The following is a 12,318-nucleotide window of genomic DNA, read 5'->3' on the forward strand; positions in this document are numbered from 1 at the left end:
GTACGATGGGCGCCGCAACGAGCACCAGGCAAACATGACGCCGCGCGAACTCCTCCCGAAGATTGATCATTGGCTGGAGCTCGGCGTCGCCGGCAGCGGCCCCGGCTGTGGCCACGCGCTGACCGACGAGCAGGCGGCTCGCTATGCCAAAGAGCCCGAGGCAGTCATCGAGGCATTGACCGGCGTGACGTTCGCGCAGTGGTGGGCGTGGCGAGAGGCTGGTGGTCTTCCAAGCTGTCTCGCCACGACTCGAACGGGACAGCAGTGCAAGGGTCGTGTGCCGGGCGTGCTGCTGCAATCTCCCGCGGCATGGGCAGCCTACTCGGGCGGCTACTGCTCGGCGCACGGCGGTGATCGGCCCGCTGCTTGACGTTCAGAAACTCCTGCATACAATCGCCGCCCCATCGGGGACCTCACTGCCTGCTCAGGTTGTCGACCCTCGTACAACGGCACCAGCCTACATCGACCGTCACGCTTGGAACACAGCGCGTTCGCCCTTCGATGGACACGTGCCTCTGAATACACACCCGCAGGGGGCTAACCGTGATGTCAAGCACGGGATGAAGTCATTGGGCGTCCGGTAGCTGTGCAGAGTGACCCGGGCCGAGGCCAGATCTGGCGCTTGTCTGCACCATCGCCCCGTTTCTTTGCCAAGCCCGCACGTCATAGACCAGGTCCTGTGGCGCATCGTTTTCAGTGGACTGGCGTATCTGGCGGGCGCACTTGTGGCGGCCCTTCGGGATTGGCCAGCATCTGGCGAATCCCATCGGCCAGCCTGCCGGCTGCATCGGCAGAGAGGACGACGCGGCCAAGCACGACAACGTTGACCGGGCCCGGGCTGCTGTTGTGGTCGATGCGGCCTGCGCCCAGCGTGATGTGGAGGTTCCCTTGATTCATCCAAAGCCCGACATGCCCGGTGGAATAGACCTCTGGTGCATGTGGGTTGTCGATGAAGTTAACCGGCACCTTGTTTTCGTCTGCCATTGCTTGCTCCTTTGTTTGAGCCAGCATGATGGCCTGAGAAGCTCGAACAGCAAACTGCCTATTCAAATAAGAATTGGCGCGTTGATTAGAAGGTCCAACGCGAAATCAGAAGCCTTGTCTCCAAGGTCCCTCCCTTCGGACCTTTTGGCCCTGGCCGCTTGCGGCTGGGGCGCTTCTCTTCAGCGGTGTAGCTCAGCCAGGTAGAGCGCCGGGTTCATACCCCGGAAGTCGTCGGATCGAAGCCGACCATCGCAACCAGAAACCCAGCGCTATCCCTCCGCGGCACCGCCATTCCTCCCTCTGGCGGCTCTGCTGCTTCGCGCTGGCCCCAGCGGTTGGGTGGGCAAACCCTCCGCCCCGCGCCGCCCCCGGCATAGCTCCCTTTCTCCTTTCGGGACGCCGGGGGCGCGTCCGGCCATGAAAGGCAGGCCATATGCCGATCGCAAACAGCCTGAAGGCGACCGGTTCGGGTGTCACGACGCTCAGCGCCGCGAGCTTCACGTCAACGCCTGGCAACACGATCTTGGTCGCTGTGTCGCAGGCTTCTGGCCAGGGCACCACGACCCCGAAGGACAACAAGGGGAACACCGCCAATTTCGTGCAGATCGGCACGACGCAGACCAACGGTAGCGGCAGCGAGACTCGCTGGTGGTACTGCCCGAACATCGCTGGTGGCACAGGCCACGTGGTCAGCATCGACTGGGCTGCAGCTGCGGATCCGACGATGTTCGTCGTTGAGCTCTCTGGCGTCCTGGCTGCATCGCTGGACTCTGGCAGCGCAGCGCAGAACTCGGACCCGAACCCGCCCTGGACGGCAACGACCGGTACCCTCGCGCAGGCCAACTCGATCGTGCTGGCTCTCTGCGGCTGCGCGTTCTCTGGCACCTTCACGGAGAGTAGTGGCCTCACCATCCTGCAGCAGGAGGGGAACAACTCGCTGTATTGGACTGGGGCCATCGCGTGGCTGGCAGTCAGCGCGACCACGGCGCGCACGCCGTCCTTCACGATCTCGGGTGGCGGTAGCGACGCCTCGGTGATGGCGGTGGCCTTCAAAGAGGCGGCAGCGGGAATCGCTATTGCTGGTGCCGCGCAGTCGGCCTCGACGGGCAGCGCAGCCTTGACGACGACGGTCGCTGTGGCAGCGGTCGCGAGTACTGCGGTGCGCGGCGCAGCTTCCCTGACCACCGTTCAGGCTTTGGCGGGGTCGGGGACCACCCGCGCGGCTGGCGCCTCGGCGCTGACCACTCAGATCCGGATCGCCGCAGCAGGGCAAAGCGCATGCACGGCGGCTGCATCGCTCGCGCAGACGCTGACCATCGCCGCGGCCGGGGTGGCGACATCCGCTGCTGCGTCGACGCTGACCACCAGCATCGCCCTGCAGGCGGCCAGCGCTGCGCGCGCGACGGGCGGTGCGGCCCTGACCACGGCGATCGCGATTCAGGCAGTTGCGACCTCGGCGAGCGCAGGGGCGGGCGCACTCTCGGGAAGCGCAGTCGCAGCGGCCGGCGCGACGGCGGCGCGGGCGAGCGCAACGCTGGTGACGGGCATCGCGATTCAAGCGGCGGCGACCAGCGCTTCAGCGGGGACGGCCGCCCTGCAGCAGACCTCGGCGATCAGCGCGGCCGGTGCCAGCAAGTGCACGGCCTTCGTCTCGCTGCAGACGGGCATCGTGATCTCCGCGGGCGCGGCATCGGCGACCAGGGCGAGCAGCTCCCTGTCGACGGGCCTGGCGGTGTCCGCCACCTCGAGCTCGACCTCGCGTGCTAACGCGGCGCTGACAACGCCAACGGGATTCAGTGCAGAGGCGCGAACTTTAGGGTTAGGACTTTCGTCGATCTCGACGCAGATCTTTGTTGCGGCGTCAACACGCACTCCTTCGCAAGGTGCGGCGAATCTCACGCTTCGGCCAAGTCTTCCGGGTGACGCGTGGATTGCTGACAGCCGATCGACGCTCTGGATCGCAGACTCGCGCCCCGCGCGCTGGACGGCAGACGGCCGCGCGGCGCTCTGGGTTGCGGACCCGCGGTGAACGCTCGCGCCGACTGAGAAATTGCGACGACGAGTTGGACCACAGAAAAAGGTGACCTCATGTCAGGACTTTCGGATTACTCGCAGAACTTTCTTACCGACGCGCTCTTCCGCGGCGGTGCGCTCAACGCAGCCGGTACCGTCAACTCGACGGCGACCGTCAAAGGCATCTGGACGGCCTCCACCGCCTACGTGCTGGGCGACACGGTGGTGCCGCACGCGAACATGACCGGCGCGGGCGGCAAGTTCCTGCGCTGCACCACCGCCGGTACCAGCGGCTCGACGAACACACTGGCCGTGCCTGCGGTGGGCTCGACCCTCGTCGACGGCGGTGTCACCTGGACGGCCGTGTCTGGCGTGCCGTGCCCCTCGAGCCTCTACGTCGCGCTGCTCACCTGTATCAAGGGCGGCCGCCTGAGCTCGACGGCCTACTCGCTGAATGACACGGTGGCGGTCACCGCGAACGACGCGAAGATCCACCTCTACAAGGTGACCACCGCCGGCACGACCGCAGCCGCGCAGAGCACGCTCTACCCGGGTGTGGTGGGCGAGGCGATCGTCGACGGCACGGCCACCCTGACCGAGCAGAGCGCGGCCGTGGATGCCGGCACGGTGGTCGAAGCCACCGGCGGGTCTTACGCCCGCGTGCTCGCCGCTGCCTCCCTGGCGAACTTCGCCGGCACCCAGGCCGCGGCCAGCACCACGAGCTCGACAGGCACGGGCGGTACGACCTCGAACAACGGCGTGGTGACCTTCCCGACGCCCACCGGCCAGTGGGTCCCCGCCGGCGGCGCCGTGTGGGGCGTGGCAGTGTACGACCAGCTCACGGGCGGCAACCTGCTGCAGTGGGCCCCTGTCGGTGCGCTGAAGACCTCGATCAACACCGGCGACCCGGCGCCCACGATCGCCGCTGCCGCGCTGAGCTTCTCGCTGGGCAGCTGATGGGCCAGGTGCTCGACAAGCGTACGGCGGAATCCCGCCAGTACGACATCGACTGCTCGCGGCTGCTGGCCGCGGGCGAGACGATCGCGTCGATCACCTCCATCGGGGCGGACCAGGGCGCGCTCACCTTCGGCGCGGCCTCAGTCAACGGCGTGCCCATCACCTATCCGGATGGCCGCACGGTCCCCGTGGGCAAGGTGGTGCACGTCCTGATCAGCGGGGGCGTGCTACTCCCCAGCCAGCCGTTCCTCATGTGCACGGTCCGCGCTCTCTTCTCCACCAATCTCAGCCCCGCGGTGGAAGCCACCGAACTGCTGCGGCTCGTGAACACCCCGAACATCTGAGGCCGCCATGGGACGTCCATCAAAGCTCACGGATGCGCAGTGGGCAGAAATCGGCAAGCGCCTCCTGAACAGGGAGAAGGCAGCCAAGCTCGCGAGAGAGTTCGGAGTTTCTTCAGCCTTAATTTCGCAACGTTTTTCTAAAACTAATGAAAAGGTGAAAAGCGTTGCGAATCAACTGGTTACGACAGAAAAGGCGCTGGAAGACCTGAGCGTTCCTGAACAATTGGCGGCAGTTTCTTTAGCAAGAAAGCTCCGCGCGACGTTGGAGCACATGGCCGGTGCCGCTGAGTACGGTGCGGCCACCGCGCAGAAGCTGCTGGGCATGGCCAACGTGCAGGCGATGAAGATCGACGACGTCGACCCGCTCAAGTCCATCGACGTGTTGCGCAGCATCGGCGCGCTGACGAAGCTGGCGAATGATTCCGCTGTCGTGCCGTCCGCGCTGATCTCTGGCAGCAAGGAGGCGGTGAAGCAGGCGCAGAAGGAAACCCCGGTCACGCCTGTGCGCATCGTCGTGCAGGTGGAAGATGCAAGTCAGCCCGAAGCTCAATAGGCCGCAGGCGCGCTTCATCGCGCTCCCGCACAAGTACCGGGCGTTCGTCGCAGGCTTCGGCAGCGGCAAGACGTTCGTAGGCGGCGCCGGCCTCTGCAAGCACGGCTGGGAGCAACCGAAGGTCAATGCCGGGTACTTCGCGCCGACCTACGCGCAGATCCGGGACATCTTCTTTCCGACGATCGAGGAGGTGGCCTTCGACTGGGGGCTGACCACCGAGATCCACGAGAGCAACAAAGAGGTTCACCTCTACTCGAACGGCACCTACCGCACGACCATCCTCTGCCGGTCGATGGAGAAGCCGGGCGACATCGTCGGCTTCAAGATCGGGCATGCGCTGATCGACGAGCTGGACGTGATGAAGGCGGCGAAGGCCGAGCTGGCCTGGCGCAAGATCATCGCGCGCATGCGCTACAAGATCGACGGCCTGAAGAACGGCGTCGACGTGACGACGACGCCCGAGGGCTTCAAGTTCGTCTACAAGCAGTTCGTGAAGGAGCTGCGCGACAAGCCGGCACTCGCCGGCCTGTATGGGCTGATCCACGCGAGCACATATGAGAACGCGAAGAATCTGCCGGCGGACTACATTCCCTCACTGCTGGCCAGCTACCCGCCGCAGCTGATCAGCGCCTACATCCGCGGGCTCTTCACGAACTTGGCCAGCGGCAACGTCTATCCGAACTTCGACCGGAAGCTGAACCACACGCCGGAGCGGATCCGGGAAGGGGAGGCGCTACACATCGGAATGGACTTCAACCGTCTGAACATGACGGCGACCATCAGCGTGATCCGCGATGGGCTGCCCATGACCTTGGCGGAGATCACGAAGGGCCGAGACACTCCGGACATGGCGCGCATCATCAAGGAGCGCTACGTCGACAAGAAGCACGCTGTCACGATCTACCCGGATGCGAGCGGGCAGAACGGCAGCAGCAAGAACGCCAGCGAGTCGGACTTCAGCATCCTGCGCGCGGCCGGCCTGACGATCTCGGTGAACCCCTCGAACCCCGCGGTGATGGACCGCGTGCTGACCGTCGACGCCATGACGTTGAACGCCGAGGGCGTGCGGCGCTGGAAGGTGAATACCGATGCCTGCCCGATCCTGACGGAAGCGCAGGAACAGCAGGCCTGGGCCGCGAACGGCGAGCCGGACAAGAGCACTGGTCACGACCACCCGAACGACGCGATCGGCTACTTCCTCGTGAAGCGGTTCCCGATCGTGAAGCGCACCGTCATCGTGACGCCCCTGCGAGCATAGGAAACGACACATGGCCCTCAAGGTTCAGGATCAGAGCAGCGAGGTGCAGGCGATGGCTGCCAATTGGCCCATCGTCGAAGCTCTGCTCGGCGGGACCGCGGCCATGCGCAAGGCCGGGCCAGCGTTCCTGCCGCAGTGGCCTGCTGAAGAGCAGAAGAGCTACAAGGCGCGCCTGGAGACTGCTACGCTGTTTCCCGCCCTGGAGCGCACGCTCTCGGTGATGAGCGGCAAGCCGTTCTCGAAGCAGCTGACGCTCGGCAAGGACGTGCCGAAGAAGATCGTGAAGTGGTGCGAGGACGCCGATCAGCAGGGCAACAGCCTGCACAGCTTCTGCGCCGATCTGATGGCCGAAGCGATGGGCTTTGGCCTCTGCGGCGTGCTGGTCGACTACCCGCAGGTCGGGGGCGCCGCACGCACCCAGCTCGACGAGAAGAAGCTGGGCGTGCGGCCGTACCTGGTGTTCGTGCGCCACGGGCAAATCCTGGGCTGGAAGGCGGAGCTCGTCGATGGCGCCACCCGACTGACGCAGCTGCGCATTGCTGAGCAGCACGAGGTCCCGGATGGCCCGTATGGCGTGGTCTACAAGAAGCGCGTGCGCGTGCTGTCGCCCGGATCCTTCGAGGTGTGGGAGGAGGGCGCGAAGCCAGATGATCCGTGGATCCTCGTGGTCCCGCCGACGCCGACCACGCTCGACGTGATTCCGTTTGTGCCTTTCTATGGAAAGAAGAAGGGCTTCATGTGCGGTGTCTCGCCGCTGCTGAACCTCGCGTTCCTGAACGTCAAGCACTGGCAGAGCCAGAGCGACCAGGACACGATCATGCACGTGGCGCGCGTGCCGGTCTTGGCGATGATCGGTGTCGATCCGCCGGGCCCGGACGGCACGGGCGGGACACAGCTCGAGGTCGGCGCCGCGGCGGTAGTTCGCCTGCCTCCCGAGGCGGACATGAAGTACGTCGAGCACACCGGCGCGGCGATCGAGGCTGGCGAGAAGTCGCTGGAGAAGCTCGAGGACCAGATGGTCACCACCGGCGCCGAGCTGCTGGTGATAAAGGCGGGCGAGCAGAAGTCGGCCACGCAGTCGAACAACGACGCCGAGGGCAACAAGTGCGACCTGCTGCGCATCACCGAGACCTTCGAGGACAGCCTCGACCAGGTGCTGCAGCTGATGGCGAAGTGGGTCAACGAAGCCGAGGGCGGCCACGCCAGTCTGTTCAAGGACTTCGGCGCCGCGACGCTGACCGATGCGAGCGCGCAGCTGATTCTGCTGCTTCGTGCTGCCGGCCTGATCACCGGCGAGACGACCCTGCGCGAGCAGCAACGCCGCGGGATGCTTGCCGCCGACCTGGACCCGAAGGCAGAGCTGGCGGCCGCGAAGCTCGATCCGCCGCCGTTGCCGGCGCCAGCGCCACCGAATGCCCCGGCGCCTGCATAGGCGCGACAGAACATCGGCCACGAGGCCACCCCAACAAGGGCCACCCGGGCAACCAGGTGGCCCTTTCTCTTGCCCGCGCACGGAAGTGCAGAGGCGCTACGCGGCGGATGCCGCATTCGTACTGAGGGCGGATGCCCGAGGAAACAGCAACCATGCCATTCAAGTTTGACGCCAACGGTGCCATCGTCCTTCAGGGCGAGGGCGACAAGAAACTCCCAGTGTTCATCCATCCGGACGGACGTGAAGCGCCTTTCGACGCCGACATCACGATTACGACCATCAGCCGCCTCAATGGCGAAGCGAAGGCGCATCGCGAGGCCAAGGAAGTCGCCGAAACGAAGCTGAAGGCCTTCGACGGTATCGAAGATGGCGAGGCCGCCCGCAAGGCGCTTGAAACCATCAAGAACATCGACGAAGGCAAGCTGCACACCGCCGGCAAGGTTCAAGAGATCCGGGACGCGGCCACTCGATCCGCCCAGGAGGCGGTGGCTGCGGCGACGCGGTCTGCCCAGGAGCGCGAAAAGGCGCTTACCGAGCAGAACACGAAGCTCACCAACGATCTCAACAACCACATCATCGGCGGCAGTTTTGCAGCCTCGAAGTTCATCGGCGAGAAGCTGGCCATCCCGGCCGACATCGCGCAGAAGGTCTTCGGCGATCGATTCAAGGTCGAGAGCGGCAAGCTCGTTCCGCTCGATGCAAATGGGAACCCGATCTTTTCGGCGACCCGCCACGGTGAACACGCGGACTTCGAAGAGGCCCTGCAAGTCATGGTGAACCAGTACCCCAACAAGGAGATGATCCTCAAGGGCTCGGGTGCATCTGGCAGCGGGGCAAAAAACAACGCACCGGGCGCCGGCAACGTTGGCAAGAAGACGGTCACGCGAGCGCAGTTCGACGCCATGGACCCCGGCCAGAAAGCCGCGGTCGGCAGCGACGCGAATACGGTGATCACCGACTGACCCCTCTCCCTTTCGCAACCCCGGGCCCGCCATGAGCGGGCTTTGTAATTTCTGGAGCCCAATCATGAAATCTGTTCCCTCCAAGATGCGCGTTCTCGCGCTCGCTGCCGCTGCCGCAGTGGTGGCCTCGTACCCCGTCGCCGTCGTCTCCTCGGCCTGCGCCAAGGTCTACGACCTGGTGACCGGTGCACTGCTCGCGCCACCCGAGCGCGGCATGGTCGCCCATGGCACGCTGACGCTCACCGGCCTCATCCCCACGATCTACAACGCGATGGACGTCGTGTCGCGAGAGCTGGTCGGGTTCATCCCCTCCGTCTCGCGAGACTCGCGGGCCGAGCGCGCTGCCGTGAACGAGGTAGTGATGTCGCCTGTCGTCGGCCCGATGGTTGCCGAAGACCTGACCCCTGCGCCGTTCGCTGCCGACACGCCGAACCAAACCATCGGCAACGTGCAGATGACGATCCAGAAGGCTCGTTCGGTGCCGTTCGGCATCACCGGCGAAGAAACGATCGGTCTGCGCAACTCCGGCACGCTCGAAACGATCAACCGTGACCGCATCGCGCAGGCGCTGCGCACGCTGACCAACGAAGTCGAGAGCGATCTGGCCGCGCTGCACATCTTCGTCAGCCAGGCGTACGGCACGGCGGGCACCGCGCCCTTCGGCACCGCCTTGGACCTGAGCGATTTCGCGCAGTCGCGCAAGATCCTCGACGACAACGGTGCACCGCAGTCGGACATGCACATGGTGCTCGGCTCGGCCGCCGTCGCGAACATCCGCGGCAAGCAGGCCGGCCTGTTCAAGGTGAACGAGGCGGGCACGGACTCCCTGCTGCGCTGGGGCGAGCTCGGTCAGGTCGAAGGCCTGGCCCTGCACAACTCGGGCCAGGTGAAGGTGGCTGTGGCTTCCGGCACCGGCGCTGCCGCGACCACCAACGCGACGGGCTATGCCATCGGTTCGACCGTGATCACCCTCGCGGTCGCGGGCACTGGCACGATCATCGCTGGCGACTTCGTCTCGTTCGCCGGTGACACGCGCAAATACGGCGTGGTGTCGGGCGACGCCGACGTATCCAACGCCGGCACGATCACCATCGCCGAGCCAGGTCTGCAGAAGGCCATCCCGGCCGCGGCGACCGCGATCACCGTGGCTGCTGCCTCGACCCGCAACATGGCGTTCCAGCGCTCGGCGATCCAACTCGCGACGCGTGCGCCGGCGATGCCGGAAGGCGGCGACGCTGCGGACGACGTGATGGTGGTGGTCGATCCGAAGTCGGGCATCGCGTTCGAGTTCTGCATCTACAAGCAGAAGCGTCAGGTTCGCTACGAAGTGAACTTGGCGTGGGGCACCAAGATGGTCGCGCCGCGCCACGCCATGGTCCTGTTGGGCTAATCCAGGGCTGCCCGGGGCCTCGGCCCTGGGCGCTCTCCACCTTCCGGAGAACACTATGAACGTCATCAAGATCATGCCCTCGCACGAGAGCCAGGGCCCCTTCGTCCTCATCAACGAGGGCGACTTCGACCCGAAGAAGCACGAGCTGTACGAGCCGAAGCCCGAAGTCGAGAAGAAGCCGTCGGACGGCCTGAAGGTCGACGAGATCAAGGCTGCCCTCGCTGCCAAGAACATCGACATCCCCGAAGGCGTGACGCTCAAGGCAGACCTCGCGGCTCTGCTCGACGCCGCTCCCGACGCGCCTGCTGCCTGATCGCGGCGGTAAAGGAAGACCTCGATGGCCCTGACCGCCCAGCAGATCGCGGACGTGCGCCGCTTCGCCGGCTATCCGGGCCTCGGCATCGACACGCCGGCGACGGATCGCAGCGATATGGCATTCGTCACCGCGCTGCCGAGCCTGCTGCTGCAGACGCTGGCACACCGGCTCCAGAACCTCACCCCGGAATCCGAGACGACCCTCATCAACGTCTACCTGGCCAACCTCGTCACGCTCGAGTCGGCCATCGTCGGCGCGGCCGCGAACCTGGATACGGATTCCGCGGCCGTCTGGAAGCACAACAAGCGCGAGGTGGCCGATCGCTCGGCACTCTTCGACGGTTGGCGCCGGCGCATGTGCGGCTTCCTGGGCGTCGCGCCTGGGCCTGCGCTTGGCGACGGGGTAATGCGCATCGTGCGCTGCTGAGCCATGGACGCCGCGACCCTCCAGGACCGGATCTATCGGGGATACGGCAAGGCGGCGGTGCGCCTGGGCGTGCTGCATGACGTGTTCCGGCCCAGCGGCGTGCTCGACCCGCTCGCCTCGGTCAGCAAGCTGCTGGCGATCCTCGCATCGTTCAATGCCGAAGACTGGAAGTACATCAAGCCGAGCAAGTACGGCAAGCCCTTCTGGTACGGGCTGTTCGACGCAACCCCGACGCGCCCGGGCGACTATCTGGTCGGCCCGGCCGTCACCTATTTCATCGCCGCGCAGCAGCTGCACCTGACGGTGCTGTGCGTCGAGTGCAATCGCTCGGTCGCGCTACTGCGCGCGCCGGCACCGGCCAGCTCCACCGGCGCGCAGCCCTATGGCGGTGTGTGCGCGGCGGATAGCGACGCCGCGCTGGGCTCTTTGAACCCCGACGGCAGCCTGGCCACCGGCTGGCCCTGCTCGATCCTGCTGGGCGGCAGGCAGGAGCACGGCACCGATCTCCCGATGGCAGTCAACAACGCGGGTTTTCAGGTCCTGCTGCCGCCTTCCGTGCCGCTGGTGATCCGCGCGAGCGACGTCTTCCTTGACGACCTCGGCCGCCGCTACATCGTGGAGGCCGCGGAGCTCACAGACCTGGGCTGGCGCATCAATTCGCGCGAGGCGCACGTCTGATGGCTGACATGACCGAAGTGGCCGACGTGCTGGTCGGCCTCATTGCCGCGGCCGTCTACCCGAACGGTATCGGCCAGCCGCCGGCGGGCGGCGTGCAGGCGAAGATCTACCAGGGCTGGCCGGATCCGGGCCAGCTGCAGACCGACCTGGCGGCGCACATCGCGCACGTGTCGGTCTTCCCCTCGGACAAAGTGAAGATCACGACCCGCCGCATGCCCGAGTGGCAGCAGCTGGTCGCGCCGGCGCCGACGCTGGCGGCCGAGGTGGTGGGCACGGACATCACGCTGTCGGGCACGATCAGCACGCCCCAGGCGGTAGCCCTGATCATCGACGGCAAGGACTATGCGTACGGCGCGCAGGCGGGCGACACCCTGAGCTCGATCGCCGCGGCCCTGGCAGCCCAGGTCGCGGTCGACCAGGCTGCCACGTCCGTGGGGCCTGTCATCTCCATCCCCGGTGCGCACCGCCTGGTCGCGCGCATCGTGGCCAACGGCACCAGCGCGAAGGAGGTCTCGCGCGAGGCCCGGATCTTCACTGTCAGCATCTGGGCCGACTGCTTCGACCGCCGCGAGCCGCTGGCCAAGGTCATCACCCCGGTGCTGGCCGACCTGACGCACCTGTCGCTGCCTGATGGCACGGACGCGACCGTCGAGTACATGGGCAGCCGCCAGATCGACACCGAGCAGAAGCATGGCATCTATCGGCGCGAGATCGACCTCTCGATCGACTATCCAACGATCGTCACGCGCACCGACACCACCGTCCAGATCGTGCAGACGCGGCCCTACGTCGTGGTCAACGCATCCGTGAACGCGCTCCCCGTCATCAACCAGTGAGGCTCACATGAAGCTCGTAGTAACCCATGCGTTCGGCGATCACAAGCCGGGCGACGAAATCACCGACGCGAAACAGATCGAGGCCGTGCTCGAGAGCCATCCCGGCAGCGTCGTGAAGGTGGCGTCCGCGCCGACCGAAGCCCCCGCGGCCGGCAAGCGCGGCTGAACC

At 66.0% G+C, this 12,318-nt stretch carries 15 protein-coding genes and 1 tRNA gene; 15 read left to right on the forward strand and 1 reads right to left on the reverse strand.

What is annotated here, in order from left to right:
• The first annotated feature begins 34 nt into the window (after positions 1 to 34).
• A complete protein-coding gene (locus ACSQ9I_RS09560) occupies positions 35 to 370 on the forward strand; it encodes a hypothetical protein (RefSeq protein WP_436313000.1) in 336 nt (111 codons plus the stop codon).
• A 323-nt stretch (positions 371 to 693) separates the two neighbouring features.
• Here ACSQ9I_RS09560 and ACSQ9I_RS09565 read toward each other — a convergent pair whose 3' ends face one another.
• Positions 694 to 984, reverse strand: a complete 291-nt coding sequence (locus tag ACSQ9I_RS09565) for a hypothetical protein (protein WP_436313001.1) — start codon at positions 982 to 984, stop codon at positions 694 to 696.
• A gap of 181 nt (positions 985 to 1,165) precedes the next feature.
• Between ACSQ9I_RS09565 and ACSQ9I_RS09570 the strand changes: the two genes are divergently transcribed.
• The 14 genes from ACSQ9I_RS09570 to ACSQ9I_RS09635 all read left to right on the forward strand — a co-directional run bounded on the left by ACSQ9I_RS09570 (position 1,166) and on the right by ACSQ9I_RS09635 (position 12,315).
• Positions 1,166 to 1,242, forward strand: a tRNA-Met gene (locus tag ACSQ9I_RS09570).
• 175 nt (positions 1,243 to 1,417) lie between these two features.
• Positions 1,418 to 3,013 carry a hypothetical protein gene (locus tag ACSQ9I_RS09575; protein WP_436313002.1) on the forward strand — a complete coding sequence of 532 codons (1,596 nt, stop codon included), beginning with the start codon at positions 1,418 to 1,420 and terminating at the stop codon, positions 3,011 to 3,013.
• Positions 3,014 to 3,072: 59 nt separating this feature from the next.
• A complete protein-coding gene (locus ACSQ9I_RS09580) occupies positions 3,073 to 3,954 on the forward strand; it encodes a phage tail fiber protein (protein WP_436313003.1) in 882 nt (293 codons plus the stop codon).
• Positions 3,954 to 4,298 carry a hypothetical protein gene (locus ACSQ9I_RS09585; protein ID WP_436313004.1) on the forward strand — a complete coding sequence of 115 codons (345 nt, stop codon included), beginning with the start codon at positions 3,954 to 3,956 and terminating at the stop codon, positions 4,296 to 4,298. The genes ACSQ9I_RS09580 and ACSQ9I_RS09585 overlap by 1 nt, the downstream gene beginning before the upstream one ends.
• Positions 4,299 to 4,305: 7 nt before the next feature.
• Positions 4,306 to 4,851 carry a helix-turn-helix domain-containing protein gene (locus ACSQ9I_RS09590; RefSeq protein WP_436313005.1) on the forward strand — a complete coding sequence of 182 codons (546 nt, stop codon included), beginning with the start codon at positions 4,306 to 4,308 and terminating at the stop codon, positions 4,849 to 4,851.
• Positions 4,826 to 6,109 carry a terminase large subunit domain-containing protein gene (locus ACSQ9I_RS09595; RefSeq protein ID WP_436313006.1) on the forward strand — a complete coding sequence of 428 codons (1,284 nt, stop codon included), beginning with the start codon at positions 4,826 to 4,828 and terminating at the stop codon, positions 6,107 to 6,109. Before ACSQ9I_RS09590 ends, ACSQ9I_RS09595 begins: the two co-directional genes overlap by 26 nt.
• Positions 6,110 to 6,119: 10 nt before the next feature.
• Positions 6,120 to 7,541 (forward strand): DUF4055 domain-containing protein, encoded by a 1,422-nt coding sequence (locus ACSQ9I_RS09600; protein ID WP_436313007.1) that lies wholly within the window; start codon positions 6,120 to 6,122, stop codon positions 7,539 to 7,541.
• A 152-nt stretch (positions 7,542 to 7,693) separates the two neighbouring features.
• Positions 7,694 to 8,503 (forward strand): DUF6651 domain-containing protein, encoded by an 810-nt coding sequence (locus tag ACSQ9I_RS09605; RefSeq protein WP_436313008.1) that lies wholly within the window; start codon positions 7,694 to 7,696, stop codon positions 8,501 to 8,503.
• Positions 8,504 to 8,567: 64 nt separating this feature from the next.
• Positions 8,568 to 9,893: a P22 phage major capsid protein family protein gene (locus ACSQ9I_RS09610; protein ID WP_436313009.1), complete on the forward strand. Its 1,326-nt coding sequence runs from the start codon at positions 8,568 to 8,570 to the stop codon at positions 9,891 to 9,893.
• Positions 9,894 to 9,948: 55 nt separating this feature from the next.
• On the forward strand, positions 9,949 to 10,206 hold the full coding sequence (locus tag ACSQ9I_RS09615) for a hypothetical protein (RefSeq protein ID WP_436313010.1): 258 nt from the start codon (positions 9,949 to 9,951) through the stop codon (positions 10,204 to 10,206).
• Positions 10,207 to 10,230: 24 nt separating this feature from the next.
• Positions 10,231 to 10,635, forward strand: coding sequence for a hypothetical protein (locus ACSQ9I_RS09620; RefSeq protein ID WP_436313011.1), 405 nt, complete (start codon positions 10,231 to 10,233; stop codon positions 10,633 to 10,635).
• A gap of 3 nt (positions 10,636 to 10,638) precedes the next feature.
• Positions 10,639 to 11,313 carry a hypothetical protein gene (locus ACSQ9I_RS09625; protein ID WP_436313012.1) on the forward strand — a complete coding sequence of 225 codons (675 nt, stop codon included), beginning with the start codon at positions 10,639 to 10,641 and terminating at the stop codon, positions 11,311 to 11,313.
• Positions 11,313 to 12,149 (forward strand): hypothetical protein, encoded by an 837-nt coding sequence (locus ACSQ9I_RS09630; protein WP_436313013.1) that lies wholly within the window; start codon positions 11,313 to 11,315, stop codon positions 12,147 to 12,149. Before ACSQ9I_RS09625 ends, ACSQ9I_RS09630 begins: the two co-directional genes overlap by 1 nt.
• A 7-nt stretch (positions 12,150 to 12,156) precedes the next feature.
• Positions 12,157 to 12,315, forward strand: a complete 159-nt coding sequence (locus ACSQ9I_RS09635; RefSeq protein WP_436313014.1) for a hypothetical protein — start codon at positions 12,157 to 12,159, stop codon at positions 12,313 to 12,315.
• Positions 12,316 to 12,318 lie beyond the last annotated feature (3 nt).

Origin of the sequence: Variovorax sp. LjRoot84 (assembly GCF_964254305.1) — a bacterium.
In the GTDB taxonomy this organism is placed as follows: domain Bacteria; phylum Pseudomonadota; class Gammaproteobacteria; order Burkholderiales; family Burkholderiaceae_C; genus Variovorax.